At 46.6% G+C, this 20,571-nt stretch carries 20 protein-coding genes and 1 pseudogene; 10 read left to right on the forward strand and 11 right to left on the reverse strand.

Annotation, left to right across the window (positions count from 1 at the left end):
• Positions 1-2: 2 nt before the first annotated feature.
• The 10 genes from hisD to AC6I8T_RS13740 all read left to right on the forward strand — a co-directional run bounded on the left by hisD (position 3) and on the right by AC6I8T_RS13740 (position 8,780).
• The gene (gene hisD, locus AC6I8T_RS13695; RefSeq protein WP_497834025.1) at positions 3-1,310 is read left to right on the forward strand and encodes a histidinol dehydrogenase; all 1,308 of its coding nucleotides are present in this window, start codon (positions 3-5) and stop codon (positions 1,308-1,310) included.
• Entirely contained in the window at positions 1,307-2,383 is a 1,077-nt protein-coding gene (gene hisC, locus AC6I8T_RS13700; protein WP_497834026.1) for a histidinol-phosphate transaminase, read from the forward strand. The genes hisD and hisC overlap by 4 nt, the downstream gene beginning before the upstream one ends.
• Positions 2,380-3,447, forward strand: a complete 1,068-nt coding sequence (hisB, locus tag AC6I8T_RS13705) for a bifunctional histidinol-phosphatase/imidazoleglycerol-phosphate dehydratase HisB (RefSeq protein ID WP_021185948.1) — start codon at positions 2,380-2,382, stop codon at positions 3,445-3,447. The genes hisC and hisB overlap by 4 nt, the downstream gene beginning before the upstream one ends.
• Positions 3,447-4,037 (forward strand): imidazole glycerol phosphate synthase subunit HisH, encoded by a 591-nt coding sequence (gene hisH, locus AC6I8T_RS13710; RefSeq protein ID WP_208724007.1) that lies wholly within the window; start codon positions 3,447-3,449, stop codon positions 4,035-4,037. The genes hisB and hisH overlap by 1 nt, the downstream gene beginning before the upstream one ends.
• Complete coding sequence (gene hisA / locus AC6I8T_RS13715; RefSeq protein ID WP_208724006.1) at positions 4,037-4,774, forward strand: 1-(5-phosphoribosyl)-5-[(5-phosphoribosylamino)methylideneamino]imidazole-4-carboxamide isomerase; 738 nt, start codon at positions 4,037-4,039, stop codon at positions 4,772-4,774. The genes hisH and hisA overlap by 1 nt, the downstream gene beginning before the upstream one ends.
• Positions 4,756-5,532, forward strand: a complete 777-nt coding sequence (hisF, locus tag AC6I8T_RS13720) for an imidazole glycerol phosphate synthase subunit HisF (RefSeq protein ID WP_021185951.1) — start codon at positions 4,756-4,758, stop codon at positions 5,530-5,532. The genes hisA and hisF overlap by 19 nt, the downstream gene beginning before the upstream one ends.
• A complete protein-coding gene (hisIE, locus tag AC6I8T_RS13725) occupies positions 5,526-6,137 on the forward strand; it encodes a bifunctional phosphoribosyl-AMP cyclohydrolase/phosphoribosyl-ATP diphosphatase HisIE (RefSeq protein WP_208724005.1) in 612 nt (203 codons plus the stop codon). Before hisF ends, hisIE begins: the two co-directional genes overlap by 7 nt.
• 69 nt (positions 6,138-6,206) lie before the next feature.
• Positions 6,207-6,683 carry a YbaK/prolyl-tRNA synthetase associated domain-containing protein gene (locus AC6I8T_RS13730; RefSeq protein ID WP_497834027.1) on the forward strand — a complete coding sequence of 159 codons (477 nt, stop codon included), beginning with the start codon at positions 6,207-6,209 and terminating at the stop codon, positions 6,681-6,683.
• Between the two features lie 65 nt (positions 6,684-6,748).
• A complete protein-coding gene (locus AC6I8T_RS13735) occupies positions 6,749-7,546 on the forward strand; it encodes an ABC transporter substrate-binding protein (protein ID WP_208724003.1) in 798 nt (265 codons plus the stop codon).
• A gap of 115 nt (positions 7,547-7,661) precedes the next feature.
• Positions 7,662-8,780, forward strand: a complete 1,119-nt coding sequence (locus AC6I8T_RS13740) for a succinylglutamate desuccinylase/aspartoacylase family protein (RefSeq protein WP_497834028.1) — start codon at positions 7,662-7,664, stop codon at positions 8,778-8,780.
• Positions 8,781-8,887: 107 nt separating this feature from the next.
• Here AC6I8T_RS13740 and rfbA read toward each other — a convergent pair whose 3' ends face one another.
• The 11 genes and pseudogenes from rfbA to tnpA form a co-directional block, all read right to left on the reverse strand.
• Entirely contained in the window at positions 8,888-9,757 is an 870-nt protein-coding gene (gene rfbA / locus AC6I8T_RS13745; RefSeq protein ID WP_497834305.1) for a glucose-1-phosphate thymidylyltransferase RfbA, read from the reverse strand.
• Positions 9,757-10,836 (reverse strand): dTDP-glucose 4,6-dehydratase, encoded by a 1,080-nt coding sequence (rfbB, locus tag AC6I8T_RS13750; protein WP_497834029.1) that lies wholly within the window; start codon positions 10,834-10,836, stop codon positions 9,757-9,759. Before rfbB ends, rfbA begins: the two co-directional genes overlap by 1 nt.
• Positions 10,837-11,049: 213 nt before the next feature.
• Positions 11,050-12,327 (reverse strand): rhamnosyltransferase WsaF family glycosyltransferase, encoded by a 1,278-nt coding sequence (locus AC6I8T_RS13755; RefSeq protein WP_497834030.1) that lies wholly within the window; start codon positions 12,325-12,327, stop codon positions 11,050-11,052.
• Positions 12,328-12,339: 12 nt separating this feature from the next.
• Complete coding sequence (locus AC6I8T_RS13760; protein WP_497834031.1) at positions 12,340-13,206, reverse strand: SDR family oxidoreductase; 867 nt, start codon at positions 13,204-13,206, stop codon at positions 12,340-12,342.
• A gap of 69 nt (positions 13,207-13,275) precedes the next feature.
• On the reverse strand, positions 13,276-13,995 hold the full coding sequence (locus tag AC6I8T_RS13765) for an ABC transporter ATP-binding protein (RefSeq protein ID WP_497834032.1): 720 nt from the start codon (positions 13,993-13,995) through the stop codon (positions 13,276-13,278).
• Positions 13,996-13,997: 2 nt separating this feature from the next.
• Entirely contained in the window at positions 13,998-14,777 is a 780-nt protein-coding gene (locus tag AC6I8T_RS13770) for an ABC transporter permease (RefSeq protein ID WP_497834033.1), read from the reverse strand.
• A gap of 57 nt (positions 14,778-14,834) precedes the next feature.
• Positions 14,835-15,782, reverse strand: coding sequence for a rhamnosyltransferase (locus AC6I8T_RS13775; protein WP_497834034.1), 948 nt, complete (start codon positions 15,780-15,782; stop codon positions 14,835-14,837).
• A gap of 5 nt (positions 15,783-15,787) precedes the next feature.
• Complete coding sequence (locus AC6I8T_RS13780; RefSeq protein ID WP_497834035.1) at positions 15,788-16,729, reverse strand: glycosyltransferase family 2 protein; 942 nt, start codon at positions 16,727-16,729, stop codon at positions 15,788-15,790.
• A 60-nt stretch (positions 16,730-16,789) separates the two neighbouring features.
• Complete coding sequence (gene rfbC / locus AC6I8T_RS13785) at positions 16,790-17,332, reverse strand: dTDP-4-dehydrorhamnose 3,5-epimerase (protein WP_497834036.1); 543 nt, start codon at positions 17,330-17,332, stop codon at positions 16,790-16,792.
• Positions 17,333-18,079: 747 nt separating this feature from the next.
• Positions 18,080-19,489: an NADP-dependent phosphogluconate dehydrogenase gene (gnd, locus tag AC6I8T_RS13790; RefSeq protein ID WP_497834037.1), complete on the reverse strand. Its 1,410-nt coding sequence runs from the start codon at positions 19,487-19,489 to the stop codon at positions 18,080-18,082.
• A 623-nt stretch (positions 19,490-20,112) separates the two neighbouring features.
• Positions 20,113-20,550 (reverse strand): annotated as a pseudogene (tnpA, locus tag AC6I8T_RS13795) (IS200/IS605 family transposase).
• Positions 20,551-20,571 lie beyond the last annotated feature (21 nt).

Genomic DNA, 20,571 nt, shown 5'->3' on the forward strand with positions numbered 1-20,571 from the left:
GAATGAGCGCCCTGATGACCCCGATTGATTGGCAGCAATGCAGCACCGAGCAGCAACAGGCGTTACTGATGCGTCCGGCGATTTCCGCCTCCGACAGCATCAGCCAGGTGGTGCGTGATGTCCTGGCACAGGTAAAAGAGAACGGTGACGATGCGCTGCGTGAATTCAGCGCGCGATTTGATAAAGCGCAGGTGGATAACCTGCGTGTGACGGCCGAGCAGATGCAAGCCGCCAGTGACCGCCTGAGCGACAGATTGAAGCAGGCAATGGCCGTGGCCGTGGGCAATATCGAAACTTTCCACAACGCACAGATTCTGGCGACAGTGGATGTGGAGACGCAACCCGGCGTGCGCTGCCAACAGATTACGCGCCCGGTGCAATCGGTTGGCCTGTACATTCCTGGCGGTTCTGCCCCGCTGTTTTCCACCGTATTGATGCTGGCAACCCCGGCACGCATCGCCGGTTGTGGCCGTGTGGTACTGTGCTCACCACCGCCGATTGCCGATGAGATCCTCTATGCCGCTCAACTGTGCGGCGTGCAGGAAGTGTTTCAGGTTGGTGGCGCGCAAGCGATTGCCGCCCTCGCTTTCGGCACCGACACCGTACCAAAAGTGGACAAGATCTTTGGTCCAGGCAACGCGTATGTCACCGAGGCCAAGCGTCAGGTGAGCCAGCGTCTGGATGGTGCAGCGATAGATATGCCTGCCGGTCCGTCTGAAGTGTTGGTGATTGCCGATGCTGGCGCAACCCCAGCCTTTGTGGCTTCTGATTTGTTGTCCCAGGCCGAACATGGCCCGGATTCGCAGGTGATTCTGCTGACGCCATCACTGGACCTGGCAAACAACGTTGCAGCCGCAGTTGACGAGCAACTGGCGCAGTTGCCGCGTGCCGCCACCGCGCGTCAGGCGTTAGCCAGCAGCCGCCTGATTGTGGCGCAAGATCTGGCGCAGTGCGTCGCCATCTCGAACCAATACGGCCCTGAGCACCTGATTATTCAGACGCGTACTCCGCGTGACCTGGTCGATAGCATCACCAGCGCCGGTTCGGTGTTCCTTGGTGACTGGTCACCTGAGTCAGCCGGTGATTATGCCTCCGGCACTAACCATGTGCTGCCGACCTACGGCTACACCGCCACCTGCTCGAGCCTCGGTCTGGCGGATTTTCAGAAGCGTATGACCGTGCAGGAACTGACGCCACAGGGTTTCCTTAACCTCGCGGCCACCATCGAAACCCTGGCCGCCGCTGAGCAGCTGGAAGCCCACAAAAACGCCGTTACCCTGCGTGTTGCGGCCCTGAAGGAGCAAGCATGAGCCTGAATGTTGAAGATTTGGCCCGCGCCAATGTGCGCGCGCTGACGCCGTATCAATCAGCCCGTCGCCTGGGGGGGAACGGTGATGTGTGGCTGAACGCCAACGAATTCCCGCTGCCGGTGCCGTTTGAGTTGTCGCAGCAGACGCTGAACCGTTACCCGGAATGCCAGCCGAAGCTGGTGATCGAGCGTTACGCCGGTTATGCCGGCGTCAGGCCGGATCAGGTGCTGGTGAGCCGTGGTGCGGATGAAGGTATTGAACTGGTGATGCGTGCTTTCTGTGAGCCAGGCAAAGACGCGATTCTGTTCTGCCCGCCAACCTATGGCATGTACAGCGTCAGCGCTGAAACCATCGGTATCGAATACCGCACCGTGCCAGCGCTGGACAACTGGCAGTTGAATCTGCCCGCCATTGCTGACCAGCTCGACGGGGTAAAAGTGGTGTATATGTGCAGTCCGAACAACCCGACCGGCAACCTGATAAACCCGGACGATATCCGCGCCCTGCTGGATATGACCGCCGGAAAAGCGCTGGTGGTGGCGGATGAAGCCTATATCGAATTTTGCCCGCAAGCGACGCTGGCAGGCTGGTTGAAAGATTATCCTCATCTGGTGATCCTGCGTACCCTGTCGAAAGCCTTTGCGCTGGCTGGCCTGCGCTGCGGCTTTACGCTGGCGAACAAGCCAGTGATCGACCTGCTGCTGAAAGTGATTGCACCTTACCCGCTCGCCACCCCGGTAGCGGATGTGGCGGCTCAGGCGCTGAGCGATCAGGGGCTGGCGCTGATGCGTGAACACGCGCTGCAACTGAATGCCAACCGTAGCTGGCTGCTGGAACAGCTGCCGCAGATCGCTTGTGTGGAAGCGGTATTCCCAAGCGAGACAAACTATATTCTGGCGCGTTTCACCGATTCACCGAAAGTGTTTAAAACCCTGTGGGATGAAGGCATTATCCTGCGTGACCAGAATAAAAACCCCGGCCTGGAGGGATGCCTGCGCATCTCAATCGGCACCCGTGAAGAGTGCGAGCGCTTGATCGCCGCGCTGCAAGCCTTACCTGTGGAGCAAGCATGAGTCAGAAGACCCTTTTTATCGACCGCGACGGCACCATCATCTCTGAACCCCCGGTGGATTTTCAGGTGGATCGCATGGACAAGCTGGCCTTCGAGCCAAACGTGATCCCTGCCCTGCTGGCGCTGCAAAGCGCCGGTTACCAGCTGGTGATGATCACCAATCAGGATGGTCTGGGCACCGACAGCTTCCCGCAGGCCGATTTTGATGGGCCGCACAACCTGATGATGCAGATCCTGACGTCGCAGGGTATTCGTTTCAGTGACATTCTGATCTGCCCGCATAAGCCGGAAGACAACTGCGATTGCCGTAAGCCAAAAACCAAAATGGTTGAAGCCTGGCTGGCAGAAGGCGCGCTGGATGTGGCGAACAGCTATGTGATCGGCGATCGTCACACCGATATCCAGCTGGCGCAAAATATGGGTATTCAGGGCCTGCGTTACGGTGCAGAAGGTGAAGACTGGAACGCTATCCAGCAACGTCTGACCAAGCGCGATCGCTATGCGCTGGTTAACCGCAACACCAAAGAGACGCAGATTAAAGTTGAAGTGTGGCTCGACCGTGAAGGCGGCAGCAAGATCAACACCGGCGTCGGCTTCTTTGACCACATGCTGGACCAGATTGCGGTACACGGTGGCTTACGCATGAATATTGATGTGAAAGGCGACCTGTATATCGACGACCACCACACGGTAGAAGATACCGGTCTGGCGCTGGGCGAAGCCCTGCTGAAAGCGCTGGGGGATAAACGTGGTATTGGCCGTTTCGGCTTCGTGTTGCCGATGGACGAATGTCTGGCGCGTTGTGCGTTGGATATCTCCGGTCGCCCGCACCTCGAATACAAAGCGGAGTTCAGCTATCAGCGCGTGGGCGACCTCAGCACTGAGATGGTCGAGCATTTCTTCAGCTCCCTCTCCTACGCCATGATGAGCACCCTGCACCTGAAAACCAAAGGACGCAACGATCACCATCGCGTGGAAAGCCTGTTTAAAGCCTTTGGTCGCACTCTGCGCCAGGCGATCCGCGTGGACGGTAACACCCTGCCGAGCTCGAAAGGAGTGCTGTGATGAACGTGGTGATTCTCGACACCGGCTGCGCCAATCTGTCGTCGGTAAAGTGGGCGGTTGAGCGCCTCGGATATACCCCGGAAGTGAGCCGTGATCCTGATGTGGTGCTGCGCGCAGATAAACTGTTTCTGCCGGGTGTCGGTACTGCTCAGGCGGCCATGAACCAGTTACAGGAACGCGATCTGATCGAGCTGGTAAAAGCCTGTACGCAGCCAGTACTGGGGATTTGCCTCGGTATGCAACTGCTGGGACGCGGCAGTGATGAGAATGGCGGCGTCACCACGCTCGGCATCCTTGATGAGCCGGTAACGCTGATGGATACCAAAGGTTTACCTCTGCCGCATATGGGCTGGAATCAGATCACCTCGCAGGCCGGAAACCACCTGTTTCGCGGTATCGACGACGGTAGCTATTTCTACTTCGTGCACAGCTACGCCATGCCGGTCAACGCCAATACCATTGCTCAGTGCGAGTACGGCTTGCCGTTCACTGCCGCCTTGCAAAAAGATAACTTCTTCGGCGTGCAGTTCCACCCGGAGCGTTCCGGTAAAGCGGGTGCGCAGCTGCTGAAAAATTTCCTGGAGATGTAATGATTATTCCCGCTTTAGATTTAATCGACGGCAAAGTGGTGCGTCTGCATCAGGGCGATTATGGCCAGCAGCGTGACTACGGTAGCGATCCGCTGCCACGCTTGCAGGACTACGAACGCCAGGGGGCGCAGGTGCTGCATCTGGTGGATTTGACCGGTGCCAAAGATCCGGCCAAACGTCAGATCCCATTACTGCAAACCCTGCTGCGCGGCGTCAGCGTTCCGGTGCAAGTCGGTGGCGGTATCCGCAATCGTGAAGATGTCGCGGCGTTGCTGGCGGCAGGTGCCAGTCGCGTGGTGGTGGGTTCCACCGCCGTGAAACAACCGGAAGAGGTGAAAAGCTGGTTCCGGGAGTTTGGCGCAGATGCCATCGTGCTGGCGCTGGATGTGCGTATCGACGCCGACAATCGCAAAGAAGTGGCGATCAGCGGCTGGCAGGAAGCAGCAGGCGTAACGCTGGAAGAGGTCATTGGCTGGTATCAGCCGGTTGGTCTGAAGCATGTGCTGTGCACCGATATTTCGCGTGATGGCACGCTGAGCGGTTCCAATGTCGCCCTGTATCAGGAAGTGTCTGATGCGTTCCCGGATATCGCGTTTCAGTCATCCGGCGGCATTGGTTCGCTGGACGATATCGCCGCCCTGCGCGGCAGCGGTGCGCAGGGCGTGATTGTCGGTCGCGCACTGCTGGAAGATAAATTTACGGTTTCGGAGGCCATTGCATGCTGGCAAAACGGATAATTCCCTGTCTCGACGTTCGTGACGGACAGGTGGTGAAAGGGGTTCAGTTCCGCAATCACGAAATCATTGGCGACATCGTACCGCTGGCGCAGCGTTATGCACAGGAAGGGGCCGATGAACTGGTGTTCTACGATATCACTGCCTCGTCTGATGGCCGTGTGGTGGATAAGAGCTGGGTATCACGGGTAGCGGAAGTGATTGATATTCCATTCTGTGTGGCAGGTGGCATCAAGAGTGAAGCGGATGCCGCGCGCATTCTGGAGTTCGGTGCCGATAAAATTTCTATCAACTCGCCCGCGCTGGCTGACCCGTCACTGATTACCCGCCTGGCCGATCGCTTTGGCGTGCAATGTATTGTGGTGGGTATCGATACCTGGTTTGACGAAGCAACCGGTAAATATCACGTTAACCAGTATACCGGTGATGAGTCCCGCACCCGCGTTACCCAATGGGAGACGCTGGATTGGGTGCAGGAAGTGCAGAAGCTGGGTGCAGGCGAGATCGTGCTCAACATGATGAACCAGGACGGCGTGCGCAACGGTTACGACCTGGTACAACTGAAGAAAGTGCGTGATGTGTGCAAGGTGCCGTTGATTGCTTCCGGTGGTGCGGGCACCATGGCACACTTTCTCGAAGCGTTTGAGCAAGCCAATGTTGATGGCGCGCTGGCAGCTTCGGTGTTTCACAAACAGATTATTAATATCGGTGAGCTGAAAAGCTTCCTGATTGACAACGGTGTGGAGATTCGCGCGTGTTAACTGCAGAACAACTGACCCGTCTGGATTGGGTCAAAACCGCGGGCATGATGCCCGTTATCGTCCAGCACAGCGTCTCTGGCGAAGTGCTGATGCACGGGTATATGAACGAGGAAGCGTTGCAGAAAACCCTCGCGGAGGGCAACGTCACCTTCTTCTCGCGCACCAAAAATCGTCTGTGGACCAAAGGCGAAACCTCGGGTCATTTCCTGCAAGTGGTCAGCATTACACCAGATTGCGACAACGATACGCTGCTGGTGCTGGTAAACCCGATAGGCCCTACCTGTCATCTCGGTACTTCCAGCTGTTTCTCTCCGGCAGCACCGGACTGGACTTTCCTGTATCAACTGGAGCAACTGCTGGCAGAGCGCAAACATGCTGACCCGGCCAGCTCCTATACCGCGAAGCTGTACGCCAGCGGTACCAAGCGCATTGCACAGAAGGTAGGTGAAGAAGGCGTAGAAACCGCGCTGGCTGCGACGGTCAATGATCGTCACGAGCTGACCAATGAAGCATCAGATTTGATCTACCATCTGTTGGTGTTGTTGCAGGATCAGGAGCTTGATCTGAGCACCATTATCAACAATCTGCGTGCGCGTCATAAGTAAGCGATTGTGCAACATGCTGCTCAACATCGTTGAGCAGCATACGCCCCATTTTCTAAAGGACCCCACACCATGACCCCCCATGAAAAACTGCTTACCCTGCTTGATCAGCATCAGGCGCGTTATCGTCTGATGTCGCATGAAGCAACAGGTAAGTGTGAAGCGGTGGCCGCTATTCGTGGCACCGAAGTTGGTCAGGGGGCAAAAGCGCTGGTGTGTCATGTCAAGGGCAACGGTATCAAGCAACATGTGCTGGCGGTGCTACCTGCCGATCAGCAGGCAGATTTAAGCAAAGTCGCGGAAGCCGTGGGGGGGCGTCGCGCTTCACTCGCCAGCCCGGCAGAAGTTGATGTGCTCACCGGTTGTGTGTTTGGCGCTATTCCGCCCTTCAGTTTTCATGCCGACTTAATGCTGGTGGTGGATCCCTCGCTGTTTGAACGCTACGACGAAATTGCGTTTAATGCCGGGGTGTTGGAGAAGTCAGTGGTGTTGAATACTGAGGATTACAAAGCGATACACAATGGTAACGTGATGAAAATAATCCAGTAATTGCTATAACTTTCTCTGGACGGTACTCTGCGTGATTCCACATCACGATAAAAGAAGACCGTTTTATGGCAAGTTCACGTTTTACCGCCCGCCTGCGTCAGACGCTGACAATGGCTGTGCTGGCAAGCTGCGCGTTCGGCGCACAGGCAAAAATTGACCAGGTTCGTTTCGCCGTTGATCCCACCTACCCTCCTTTTGAATCCAAAACGCCGCAGGGTAAATTGGTCGGTTTTGACATCGATCTGGGCAATGCGCTTTGCGAACAGATGAAAACCAAATGTGTGTGGGTAGAAAGTCAGTTTGACGGCATGATCCCGGCCCTGAAAGCACGCAAATTTGATGCAATTCTTTCTGATATGGGCGTGACTGAAGAACGTCTGAAGCAGATCGATTTCACCGTGCCGCTTTACGACACCAAAACTCAGCTGATCGCACGTAAAGGTTCCGGCCTGTTACCCACTGCTGAATCGCTGAAAGGCAAAACTGTCGGTGTTGAGCAAGGCACGGTACAGGAACGCTATGCGCGTGCGAAATGGCAACCTCATGGTGTTAACGTTGTCCCTTATGGCGACCAGGCTCAGGTAGAGAGCGATCTGGTTTCTGGCCGTCTTGATGCGGTGTTTACCGATGCTGCGCAAGCCGCTATCGGCTTCCTGAAGCAGCCACAAGGCAAAGATTTTGAACTGGCAGGACCGACGGTCCAAGACCCGATTATCGGTCCGGGAACGGCGATTGGTCTGCGCAAAGGTGATACCGAGCTGAAAACTGCACTGGATGATGCCTTTGCTGAAATCAAAAAGAACGGCACCTTCGACAAGATCCAGAAAAAATACTTCGCGACAGATATCTCCATTCAGCAGTAAATCTGGGGCGGCATGAGCCGCCCTTCTTTTCAGTCGCACTATAATAATTGCCATTCGAAACACCAATGTCTGCGTGTAGCTCACGCGCGGCAGCAAACAGGACATCATTAACGCCATGCAACAACAACATCACCCTCTTTTAAGCGCTTCGCTGGGTACGCAGCGTGAAATCTATAGTTTTCACTTCAGCGGCAGCGACACACACAAACGTGTCTATATTCAGGCTGCTTTACATGGTGATGAATTGCCAAGCATGGCGGTGGCCTGGTATCTGAAACAAAAATTGCTGGAGCTGGAGTCCACCGGGCAGCTAAAAGCTTCATTTACGTTGGTGCCGGTAGCCAATCCGCTGGCTTTGGGGCAGCACTGGCATGGTACTCATCTGGGGCGGTTTCATACGCTCTCCGGGCAGGACTTTAACCGTCGCTTTCCGGCATTGGGTGAGACATTAGTTGCGGAGCTGGCCGGTTCACTGACACAGAGTGAGTACGAAAACAAACGGCTGATTCGGGATGCTATTGACCGCCACTACCGTGACACCATCGCCAAAACCGAGCTGGACGCACAACGTTTCACACTGATGCGGATGGCCAGTCAGGCCGATTTAATGATTGACCTGCATTGCGACTGGGATGCACTACCCCATTTGTATACGACCCCTTTAGCCTGGCCAGATATTGAGCCTATGGCACGTTGGCTAGGCAGTGAGGTGCAATTATTAGCGCAAGTTTCCGGCGGAGAACCCTTTGACGAGGCATGCTGCGAGCCGTGGCTGACGCTGGCGGCACACTATGGAGATGAGTATCCCATGCCATCAGGTCTGCTGCCGGTGACACTAGAGTTACGAGGCGTAACCGATGTTGACCCGACACAGGCGGAAAAAGATGCTAACGCAATCATAAATGCATTAATCGAGGGTGGTTACATCATGGGAGACATCCCTGACCCCCCTGCGTTAATAAACCCAGCAACTGAACTGGCAGGTTGCGAGTATATTTTTGCGCCACACTCGGGATTAATTCTTTATCGCCGCCATCTTGGTGAGTGGATCAAGGCGGGAGAAGTAGTTGCAGAGATTGTCGATCCGATCACGGATCAAGTAACGCCGCTGATCGCTGAATTTGGTGGGATTATCTATGCACGGCATTTGATGAAGTTTACTACTGCGGGAATGTTGGTGGTTAGACTTGCAGGTGAGAATGCAGAGCGTAGGGGAGATTTACTGGTTGGTTGATGGTGCGTTTTTAACGAGTTTGTTAACTAACAAAAATCACCGGAGAAGGATTATTATTTCTCCGGTGAGAATCATTAACTTAGCTTTAAATTTCAACAGGATAAAATTTATTGGTGGCTAATCAAGTTTGAAAGATATTTTCCGTATTGCGTCTTAGCCATAATTTTAGCTTCAGCAAGTACCTGTTCTGTCGACAGCCAACCATTACGCCAGGCGATTTCTTCAAGACAAGCAATTTTAAAAGCTTGACGACTTTCGATGGTGTGGACGAACTGAGCTGCTTCAATCAAACTTTCATGTGTACCTGAGTCGAGCCATGCAAAGCCTCTACCCAAAAGTTCAACATCCAACTCACCAAGTTCGAGGTACATTTCATTGATAGTTGTGATTTCCAGTTCGCCACGGGGCGACGGGCGAACTTGTTTCGCCATTTCAACAACACGATTATCGTAGAAATAAAGCCCGGTGACCGCCCATGACGATTTCGGATTTTCAGGTTTTTCTTCGATTGAGAGAGCACGGAAATTCTCATCAAACTCGACGACACCAAAACGTGCCGGGTCAACAACCTGATAGCCAAATACGGTCGCTCCACGTTCTTTCTTTGCAATTCCACTGAGCTTTTTGGCAAAGTCTTGCCCAAAGTAGATATTGTCGCCCAAAACTAACGCGCAGCGATCATCGCCGATAAACTCTTCACCGATAATGAAAGCTTGGGCAAGTCCATCCGGACTGGGTTGTATTTCATAGCTGAGATTGATACCAAAGCGGCTACCATCACCCAGTAAGCGCTGGAAACTGGCCAGGTCATCAGGTGTCGTTATCAGTAAAATATCTCTAATCCCTGCCAACATCAGGACAGAGATTGGATAATAAATCATAGGCTTATCATAGACAGGCAACAGTTGTTTCGAAATACCCCGGGTAATAGGATACAGTCTGGTTCCTGATCCGCCAGCAAGTACGATTCCTTTCATCATTTTGCACTCTTCGTTGTTTTTAAGCCAAGGCGTTCACCAGCATAAGAACCATTTTTTACGCGCTGCCACCAGTTCTCATTGGCAAGATACCATTCAACAGTCTTACGAATGCCACTTTCAAACGTTTCCTCAGGCTTCCATCCTAACTCTTTTTCAATTTTCGACGCATCAATTGCATAGCGTAAGTCATGACCAGGGCGGTCAATAACAAATGTAATTAACTCTTCGTATTTATTAATTTGAAGATTAGTCGGTGAGACTAATTCATCAAGTAAGCTACAAATAGTTCGCACAACTTCAATATTTTTACGTTCGTTATGTCCACCAATGTTATAGGTCTCGCCTACAACACCTTCTGTCACCACTTTGTACAGCGCGCGCGCATGGTCTTCAACATACAGCCAGTCTCTTATCTGGCCACCATCACCATAAACTGGGAGAGGTTTGCCTTCTAATGCATTCAAGATAATTAACGGGATAAGCTTTTCAGGAAAATGATATGGACCATAATTATTGGAGCAGTTAGTAACAATAGTTGGTAAACCAAAGGTTCTTAACCAGGCACGCACTAAATGATCACTTGCAGCTTTACTCGCGGAATAAGGACTGCTCGGAGCATACGGAGTTGTCTCGGTAAAAAGATCATCCGTATTATGTAAATCACCATAAACTTCATCTGTAGAAATATGGTGAAATCTGAAATTCTGCTTCTTGCTTTCATCCAGCGCGGTCCAAAAATGACGCGTCGCTTCAAGCAGCGTGTAAGTTCCGGTAATATTTGTATGGATAAATTCAGCAGGACCATCAATTGAACGGTCAACATGACTTTCTGCAGCAAGATGCATAATTGCGTCAGGTTTGAACTGGGTAAGAATCTCTTCAACAGCATGACTGTCACAAATATCTGCCTGAACAAAATGGTAACGATCGCTTGAGGATACGTCACTAAGCGAGTCCAGATTACCAGCATACGTTAGCTTATCTAAAACTAATACTTCATCAGTAGTATCGTTGATAATATGACGAACTACCGCGGAGCCAATGAAACCTGCGCCACCCGTAACAATAATTTTCATAAAACCTCTAAACGATCTTCACTCAAACATTTCAATCATATGATGCATTTGACACCAAAATTCTTAATAGCAGTACATTAAGAATGTCGGTATCACATCACTACAGAAATCAATGCATCAAAAATTCAACATACAAGTTGTTTTATGGATCTTGATAATCCAATTGCAACAAGCCACCTAATCTGGTGTGGCTTGTTGCTAAAATACACTTACTTAATCAATATTTTCTGAGACGTACTCGTAAATTTGAGACATTTGAGATTCCCATGTTAATGGGGCCATTGTTTTCAGGCCACCATCAACCAGACGTTGTCTCAGCTCACGATCATTGTACAACTCGGTAAACGCTTCCAGAACGGCTTGCGGCGTGGGGTCACATAAATAGGCATTCTCATTGTGCTTACAATGCCATTCTACCTGCGGACCGTTATTTGAAATGACAGGCAGGCCAGAAGACATGAGTTCAACAGGCAAATAAGAAAGGTTAGTACCAGAAAATGCGAGACCAATATCGCATGTTCTATACAAATCACCAGTTGCTTTTAATGTCATGTTGCCCAACATCGTAGCACGGAACGGTGGCTCAGCTTTCAAATCAAGGCCAGCAATGATGATTTCAACGTCCGGGAACTTTTCGGATATTTTCATCAATGACGCCATACCTAAATCGAAGCAACGACGTTCAGTTGAGGGACGACCGTAGAAAAACAAACGAGTGACTTTATCTCTGACTTTAGCTTCTGGTGTTGAAGGATAGAAAATATCTTTATCCGTAGCAAACAGATAGTTTTTAGCTTTACCACCATGTGACTCGTAACATTTCTTCAGCCAGCCGCCACCTGTGATGCCGGTGAAACCAAAGGTATAAGTCGCGTTAGCCTGCATTGAAGCCGTACCATAAGCATAGAACTGGCTTTCATAATCCTGCATGAAATAGAATTTCTTCTGCGCGAATGGAAATGCTCTTACGTCGTAAGCGGATTGCCATGTTGTTGCAATTGCGCCAGTACATTCAGGCAGCAACTTTGGATCAATTATAACTTCAAGGCGACAATCAGGAACTGCATGATCTAACTCACCCTGCAATTGTGCAGGAGAAGTATGTCGCTCATTGTTATAGATATAAATGATGTTTCTGGTGCCGTATTTTGCGAAATGATTAGCAAAGCGGAACAGAGTATAATGTCCGCCACCCCAAACATTCGACCAGTCCGGTACAAACCAAATAAAAGTGCGTTGGTTATCGTTGGATTTAACAGGTTTTACTGCCCCACCAAATTCAGTCCAGGGTTTATAATCCAAGACTGCACCAATGGACATTACAGGATCAACAGTCGACATCTCAGGCCAGACATTATTAGTTCCAGCATTGACCTTTTGGTGCATCAAAACAAAAAATCGGGGAAACAATTTAAACATGGCAAAAACAAGAGCATTACCGTAGCCAAATTGTTTCGCATAAATCATGAAATACTTAATTTTATTATTCATACTCAATAACCATTACTCAAAAAAAGTTGAAACGTAGTTAGAAAGATCATCCTTCCAATTTCCTGGTGCAGGACAACCCTCAAATGAATTTAAATAAATTGATTCGATGCCTTCTGAGAATGGTCTTGGTGCTGATAGAGGGAACATAGATGATTGGACAGGTTCAATTTTCCCTTTAAAACTCAACATCTCACCAATTGCTACAGCAATATCAAAGCGACTCACTACACCGCGGCTTGCAAAATGAACTGTACCTGTTGGACGATTTTCGATTGCCCAAAGGATAAATTTCGATAATTGCTGAGCTGACGTGATAGATCCCAAACGATCATTCACAGCTTTTAGTTCAGTAGCTCCATCTTTAATTTGCTGAACAATTTTCCCAACAAATTTGTGGTCGCGGGTCGGCCCACCTCCGATCATCCAACCCGAACGAATAATCAAATGATTCGTGGGACAAAATGAACGCACCTCTTGTTCACCAAAAAGTTTAGAACGCCCATAATAGTTTAGTGGAGACGGTAAATCCAATTCGTTATATAAATATTTCGATTCAACGCCAAAAACATTCGAAGATGAAATATACAGAATCCAAGCATTACAATCGCGAGCTGCCTTTGCGATCTCTCTGGTGGCCAAGTGATTATATTCACCCGCTCTTCCAGGCTCGCGCTCACAAAGATCAACATTTGTCTCTGCAGCAATATGCAAAATTATTTTGGGATTAACACTTTTGACATAATCGTAGATTTTTCCAGACTTGGATAAATCGAGGTCATTGCGAGTTGTAACAATTACGTCTGCATTTAATTGGGCAAGTGCATCCGTAACGTATGCACCTAACATTCCAGTGCCACCTGTGACCAGTATCTTACTCATAGAAAATTCCTTTCAATATAAAAATCAATTGACACTTTATGACACTTAAACCATTTTCGGTTTTGTTAACTAAAACGAGTCGACTGATACTTCTTCAATTGTCCCATGTGCCAGTCTAAAGAACCTATTACAAAGCCTTTTTATCAATCCCAAATCGTGCGATGCAAAAACAAAAATATCTGAAGCAGAAATCCAGTCATGCATTCTTTTTTCTGCTTTGTTTTGAAAATCACTATCTCCAGTACCAAACATCTCATCTATTAACAGGATCTCGGGTTTAACGGAGGTAGCGACCGCAAACATCAAACGCATTGTCATACCGGAAGAATACGTTCTGACAGGCAGTTGAAGAAAATCGCCCAACTCACAAAACTCTTCAATTTCAGGGATTTTACCTTTAACCGAACTACGGGAAAAACCCATCAACATCAACATACGCATGATGTTTTCATAGCCAGAAAGCTCAGGATCCATACCTGCACCCAGTTCAAATACAGTCGCCACTCTCCCTTGACGAATAATATCTCCGGATGTTGGTGAATAGATGCCAGCCATTGTTCTAAGAAGAGTACTTTTGCCTGCACCATTATGGCCAATTAATCCCACTGCATCGCCATTCTTCAGCTCAAAGCTAACATTTTCAACAGCAGTAACTGTTACTATTCTTTCGTCCTGATTACCAATTCGCCCCCCCGTGCCTATTCTTACGAGTTGCTTTCGAAGAGATTGGGAGCTGGCATTATAAATAGGATATTTAACAGTTACATTTTCAAATTTCAGTATTGACATGGTTAGATCCAAAATGCAATTCGGTTTGAATATTTATTAAATATCAATGCGGTAAAAAACCAGCCGACACAGGCTATGCCAATGCTAATATAGAAGACAAAAGCCTCAGGCATTACCCCAAACAGTGGATCTCTTACGAGAGTAATAAAATAGGTGAATGGGTTAAGCCAAATTACAAACTGATTCAAACCCGCGTGTCCTGTTTTAAATAGAACAGGTGTAAGAAAGAATATGATAGGCATCAACGCCTGAATAATTTGCTCTACATCACGGAATCTTGCACCAACCATAGCAAAAAACACTGATATCCATGACAAATTAATTAATAATAAAACAAAACCAACTATAGATAGCAAACTGACATAGCTAAGAGCAGGTGGATATATCATGAACACGATGACAACAATAATTAAGTTGTGTGCCAGGGTGATAAGTTGTTTAACAATTAGTTGGATAGGGTATATCAGATAAGGGAGCTTCAAGTTTCTGATGATCTGAGACTGTCGAACAAATGCAGATGAACTTTCAGTAACGCACGCTGACATAAATTGCCATAACAGCAGGCCAATTGTCAGGGACGGAATTAAAACGCTTTTGTCCTGATTAAGTAGTCCACTCCACACCAGTCCCAATCCAACTACACCAATAGCAGCGCCTAATGTTAACCAAAGTGGGCCTAACATACTCCTTTTATATCTTGCCTTTGTATCGCTATATGCCATGTGGAACAGCAATGGCATCTGCTTTAACGACTCACCTAACTCTTTGAAAGTCTTGGACATTACTAAAACCTTAAAAATAGTTAAAAAAGCATAACATCAGCAAAAAAAACCAATCACTCATTCATGCCTATTATATTGCCCCATCCGAGTTTTCATACCATCGGAAATACCCTGGAACATAAACTTCCATCTTTTCTTACTCGCATTACACAATAATCCGAAGAAAAACAGGAAGATAGACAATCGATATAGATGTGCAATTTTCCAACTGGTTGCCATTGGCACATTTTTGATCATGACAATAGTATTTCGGAATATATAATAATAGCGAAAATCATTATGTCTGGGCACTTCTCTCCAACGTCCAAACCATATTTTCACCACTTTCTCACCAAGGTGATGATTTAGGAATGCATTTCTTGCACCAAAGATTTTATAACCAGCATCAGTAACCCGAAAACACCATTCTGTATCTACATGATCAATAAAATAACCACTATTCATACCACCAACGTCCTTTAACACAGACGTTCTTACAAGCGTTCCAGAAGAAATAATGAAATCTGTCTCAACAAATTCTACATTTTCATTCTGTGGATATTTTCTTGAAATAAATATCCCATTTTTCTTGACGAACCCTGATTTGGACTTTGTTCGCCGATCGATCAACGTAGGCCCAACTGCGCCCACTTTCAAACCTTGCTCTAGTATTTTCGTTTCAACACTTATCAGGTTTTTTACCATATTTACTTCAGGAATACTGTCATGGTCCATGAAGATAATATGATTACAGGGATAGGTATAAGCCTTAGAAATCCCTATATTTTGCGCCTCTGCAATTCCTGAGTTTTTAGAGAGAGATATAACATCATAGCTATCCTTTTCACCTGCGCAAAACTCTTCAATTTTTCCAAGTAAATCAGAATTTGAATTATTATCGACAATAATAACCTTATCTACTTGTTTACTCAGTTCTTGCAACGTCTTGACTAAAGAAGACACTTTAGGATTAAAAGTTACAACTATGGCACAAATGTAATCTTCAATATCTTGCACAGTGGTCATATTCTTCACAACTTCCTGAATATTGTTGCAACAACAAGCGCTATATTCCCAAAGAAAGTTTGCCTGTAGAGTGGAAATCTAATCAGGCAAAACAGCCTCTCAATTAGATTTCCGCGTTTAATTTTACAAACTTTTTTTATAATCGCTTTGTTTTCCTCAGGCATCAAATTATTTAATGGTTCTAATGCTTTGATATTTTGCCATATCCACAGCGAGTAGTTGCCCTGGAAGAGACTGAAAATTCTTTTCAATTTCTGCTTTATTCCATTATTCGTACCCACAAGATTATTATGATGTTGTCGATACTTAACAGATGGCTCAAGATCATAAATTATGATGCCATCACAAGCAGTAATAGCTATATAAGTCCACCAATCATGAGATACAATTTTTGCCTCACCAGCCTGTTCTAATATTTTTTTTGCTGCATGATTAAAAACCATCGTATTACCACCCGCAATGCTCTGCACCATTGCATTGCAAAAACCAGGTTTTTTTTGAAATGCAGGCGATGAACCTATATGATTATTTTCTTCATCGATTAATGACGTTCGGGAACAGTATAACGCTGGGATTGAACTTTCTATTTCTTTAAGTTTATTAATAGCCTTGGAAAGCTTATCCTCGTACCAAACATCATCCTGATCTGAATATGCATAATAATCAGCTCTAATGTTGGAATCACAAACCAATGACATAAAATTAGCTGCAAAACCAATTTTTGGACCATCCTTTATGCTACTGCGCTCTCCAGTTGCAGCATTAATAAACTCACTAACTTTGTGGACAGTATCATCTGAAGACCCATCATCAGAAACATATAACTTCCAAAAAGGATATGTTTGATCTGAAAATGACAATAATTGCTCTTGAAGAAATGTTCCGGCATTATAAGTTGCCATTAAAATGGCAACTTTACCGTCACTAATTTTATTAGAATAACTCATTATTAGATGTCATACCATTATATTAGCCGCTAGTAAATCTTGTCACGCTACACACAGAAATTAAAACCTTAACTCACTGAGAAGCTTGCCTACCTTATCTTTTTCAGATAGTTTAAATTCAACATCTATTTCAGGCCACTCAATTCCGACCTGAGGGTCATTCCATAATAAACTAAATTCAGAAGATGGATCATAATATGTGGTGCATTTATACTCGAAATCCGCAATATCGGATAATACAACGAAACCATGTGCAAGGCCTGGTGGAATCCAGAACTGTTTTTTATTCTCTTCACTTAACAGGACTGCTTCCCATTGCCCAAAAGTGGGTGAGCCAGGTCTGACATCAACAGCAACATCAAACACTTCACCACGAACAACGCGTACCAGCTTCCCTTGTGGATTACTCTGCTGAAAATGAAGACCTCTTAATACACCTTTTGAAGAACGAGAATGATTATCCTGAACAAAGTCGAGGTCAATATTAAGCATCTCCTGATAGCGTTTTTGGGAAAACGACTCAAGGAAAAAGCCTCTGTTGTCACCGAAGACTTTTGGTTCGATAATTTTCACACCTTCAATTTTCGTGTCGATAACCTTCATAACTTCTCCATTTGCGTTGGTTAATATCTAATAAAATCAAGTAGTTGTGACATCACCAATTCAGGCATAAACAGCGACCGGTGAGAACGCAAGAATTATACCAACGCTACCGCCCTTGGCTTTAGAGATACCAGCGTTCTCAAACTACAAATCTGTTGTCCGTCCTTTCGTATTCAGCTTTTACCTATCGAAGCTGAAGACTGGTACAATATGCTCTCAAAAAATTCAGTTTCACACTTTATCGTGTTAACAGTACATTTTCACTGTAAACGTCAGAGATTATAAACTTTTTTATTCATCATTCCAGCACTAATTGCTAAAAAATAGCGTGTCTCTGGTTGCTTTTTAATGACAGATCAATTAAATACCGCTAATTCTTCGATAGTCGTTTTAACATTCCTATCGAAAGCCACATCCGCTTAATGCCCTTCAATATGGAACATTCCGAAAATAGCAGTTCCAATACGGCCAGGGAAGGACATAAATAACAATAATGATTCCCATATTGATTATCTATACTGACACCTTTGCACTAATTATGATCCTTAAATTTTTCATTTCAGTATCGAGATAAACATTTGAATCTGTTTTATACAAGAGTATTCAATTAATGAGAACCACGCAATCAACGTAAACCTACATAATAAGAATTAAAAAGGGTTCATGTTTAACATGAACCCTTTTAACCTGCTCTATACATCTACTTAATGAGGGTTAGAGAAGTTTGGACTGCGCGCCAGGAGAAAGTTAATCCAACCACTCAGTATGGAATACGCCTTCTTTATCAATGCGTTTATACGTATGTGCGCCAAAGTAGTCACGCTGTGCCTGAATCAGGTTAGCAGGCAGCACTTCAGAACGGTAGCTGTCGTAGTACGCAATCGCTGCTGAGAATGTAGGAGTTGGGATGCCGTTCTGCACCGCGTAAGCCACAACATCACGTAACGCTTGCTGATACTGATCAGCGATATCTTTGAAATAAGGAGCCAGTAGCAGGTTAGCGATCTTTTTATCTTGTGCGTAAGCATCGGTGATTTTTTGCAGGAACTGAGCACGAATAATGCAACCGGCACGGAAAATTTTCGCAATTTCACCGTAGTTCAGATCCCAATTATTTTCTTCCGATGCAGCACGTAACTGTGAAAAGCCCTGTGCATATGAAACGATCTTACCTAAATAGAGCGCACGACGAACTTTCTCAACAAATTCAGCTTTGTCACCCGTAATGACCTGAGCCTGTGGACCGCTCAACACTTTAGACGCTGCAACACGCTGCGACTTCAATGAAGAAAGGTAACGCGCAAATACAGACTCAGTAATCAGGGACAACGGCTCTCCGAGATCCAGTGAACTCTGGCTGGTCCATTTACCTGTCCCCTTGTTTGCCGCTTCATCCAGGATTACATCGACCAGGTATTTACCTTCTTCATCTTTTTTAGTGAAGATATCCTTGGTGATATCGATCAGGTAGCTGCTCAGTTCGCCGTTATTCCACTCAGTGAAAGTTTTAGCCAACTCTTCATTGTCAAGTTGCAGTGCTCCCTTCAACAAAGCATAGGCTTCCGCGATCAGCTGCATATCGCCATACTCAATGCCGTTATGCACCATTTTCACGTAGTGACCAGCACCATTCGGGCCGATGTAAGCTACACAAGCCTCGCCATCTTCAGCGCGTGCTGCGATTTTGTCCAAAATTGGGGCAACCAGCTCATACGCTTCTTTCTGCCCACCGGGCATAATGGAAGGTCCTTTCAGTGCCCCTTCTTCACCGCCGGAAACACCGGTTCCGATGAAATTAAACCCTTGATCTGACAGCTCTTTATTACGACGGATAGTGTCTTTATAAAAAGTATTGCCACCATCAATAAGGATGTCGCCCTTATCCAGATGCGGAGTCAGAGAAGCAATCGTCTTGTCGGTCGCTTCGCCTGCCTGAACCATAAGCAGAATACGACGTGGTTTTTCCAGAGAGTCAACGAACTCTTCAACGGTATAGTAGGGAGCGAGTTTCTTACCTTGGTTTTCTGAGATGACTTCATCGGTCTTCTCACGAGAACGGTTGAAGATGGAAACGGTGTAACCACGGCTTTCAATGTTAAGTGCCAGATTACGCCCCATAACAGCCATACCTACAACGCCAATTTGTTGCTTGGACATTACATACTCCTGTCTGAAGGTCTCTCGTGATGTTATCAGTAACATCACGCGGATAAGTAGCGAACATGTTAACTCACTATCCTCGCGAAGAGGTAGTTTTGAATGCTCAAAGTGAGCATTAAGTACCTGGTAACACGTTAATTCCCCTACATCTATGATATATTTTACCAGTACTTATCCAAAACGATTAAGATCTCGCACTCAAAAAACACGAAATGCTAATTATATTTATAAATAGTCATAGCATTTAAATTTCAGAAAAATGATCATCGAAAGTTATTATTTAATATTCACTGTTACTTTAACACCTAATTATTGTATGACTTCTTTATCAAAAGAATCCGTTCCGATAAGCTAAATCCATACTGAAAACCGCAAATTATAAAAATAACACACTGATTTAATATATAAAAAATAAAACCCAAGATTGGGCGATGCTGTTCAACATATTTATACAAACTGATTTCACACTGCGTAACTATTAGCGACATACACTTCTATATCAGAATTGTCATATCTGCTTACCGACAACCATTTTTCAAGTAAAAATCCGCCTTCATAGAAGGCTGCTTTGATTACGCCCCAGAGGGGCGCTCTAAGTTCGGACTCATAGAGCCCTCTCTTCACACCTCATGAAGCGAAAGTTGTTTATCTTCCACTTCATGCTTCTCTTGATACTTGACGTATTTCCGGATCATCTCCGCATTCACACCTACGGTGTCCACGCAGTAACCTTTAGCCCAGAAGTGATTTCCCCAGAGTTTATGCTTACGTAAGTACGGAAACTTGCTGAAGAGCCTTATTGCCGTCCTACCTTTCAAGTGGCCCATCACTTCTGATACTGACAACTTCGGTGGTATCTTCACCAGAAGATGTACATGATCTAACTGAACATTTAATTCAATAATTTGGATCGTTAGCTACTCGCTGAGTATCCATATCTGCCGGTACACTTCTTTGCCAACATTACCTTTAAGAATTCTGAAACGGCACTTAGGCGTCCAGACTATGTGATATTGACAATGCCACAGTACGTGGGAAGCTCTTTGAAACCTGCTCATGTTTAATTTCCTTATCAGTTG

It is taken from the genome of Pantoea sp. X-Soil-OKNW-556 (assembly GCF_059730695.1).

What these genes read in the sequence shown, in the direction of transcription:
- AC6I8T_RS13730 (WP_497834027.1), top strand. Translation starts at nt 6,207, where the DNA reads ATGACCCCCCATGAAAAACTGCTTACCCTGCTTGATCAGCATCAGGCG.
- hisC (WP_497834026.1), top strand. Translation starts at nt 1,307, where the DNA reads ATGAGCCTGAATGTTGAAGATTTGGCCCGCGCCAATGTGCGCGCGCTG.
- AC6I8T_RS13760 (WP_497834031.1), bottom strand. Translation starts at nt 13,206, where the DNA reads ATGAGTAAGATACTGGTCACAGGTGGCACTGGAATGTTAGGTGCATAC.
- hisD (WP_497834025.1), top strand. Translation starts at nt 3, where the DNA reads ATGAGCGCCCTGATGACCCCGATTGATTGGCAGCAATGCAGCACCGAG.
- rfbC (WP_497834036.1), bottom strand. Translation starts at nt 17,332, where the DNA reads ATGAAGGTTATCGACACGAAAATTGAAGGTGTGAAAATTATCGAACCA.
- hisA (WP_208724006.1), top strand. Translation starts at nt 4,037, where the DNA reads ATGATTATTCCCGCTTTAGATTTAATCGACGGCAAAGTGGTGCGTCTG.
- AC6I8T_RS13780 (WP_497834035.1), bottom strand. Translation starts at nt 16,729, where the DNA reads ATGAGTTATTCTAATAAAATTAGTGACGGTAAAGTTGCCATTTTAATG.
- AC6I8T_RS13775 (WP_497834034.1), bottom strand. Translation starts at nt 15,782, where the DNA reads ATGACCACTGTGCAAGATATTGAAGATTACATTTGTGCCATAGTTGTA.
- rfbA (WP_497834305.1), bottom strand. Translation starts at nt 9,757, where the DNA reads ATGAAAGGAATCGTACTTGCTGGCGGATCAGGAACCAGACTGTATCCT.
- AC6I8T_RS13765 (WP_497834032.1), bottom strand. Translation starts at nt 13,995, where the DNA reads ATGTCAATACTGAAATTTGAAAATGTAACTGTTAAATATCCTATTTAT.
- AC6I8T_RS13735 (WP_208724003.1), top strand. Translation starts at nt 6,749, where the DNA reads ATGGCAAGTTCACGTTTTACCGCCCGCCTGCGTCAGACGCTGACAATG.
- hisB (WP_021185948.1), top strand. Translation starts at nt 2,380, where the DNA reads ATGAGTCAGAAGACCCTTTTTATCGACCGCGACGGCACCATCATCTCT.
- AC6I8T_RS13740 (WP_497834028.1), top strand. Translation starts at nt 7,662, where the DNA reads ATGCAACAACAACATCACCCTCTTTTAAGCGCTTCGCTGGGTACGCAG.
- rfbB (WP_497834029.1), bottom strand. Translation starts at nt 10,836, where the DNA reads ATGAAAATTATTGTTACGGGTGGCGCAGGTTTCATTGGCTCCGCGGTA.
- hisF (WP_021185951.1), top strand. Translation starts at nt 4,756, where the DNA reads ATGCTGGCAAAACGGATAATTCCCTGTCTCGACGTTCGTGACGGACAG.
- hisH (WP_208724007.1), top strand. Translation starts at nt 3,447, where the DNA reads ATGAACGTGGTGATTCTCGACACCGGCTGCGCCAATCTGTCGTCGGTA.
- AC6I8T_RS13770 (WP_497834033.1), bottom strand. Translation starts at nt 14,777, where the DNA reads ATGTCCAAGACTTTCAAAGAGTTAGGTGAGTCGTTAAAGCAGATGCCA.
- gnd (WP_497834037.1), bottom strand. Translation starts at nt 19,489, where the DNA reads ATGTCCAAGCAACAAATTGGCGTTGTAGGTATGGCTGTTATGGGGCGT.
- AC6I8T_RS13755 (WP_497834030.1), bottom strand. Translation starts at nt 12,327, where the DNA reads ATGAATAATAAAATTAAGTATTTCATGATTTATGCGAAACAATTTGGC.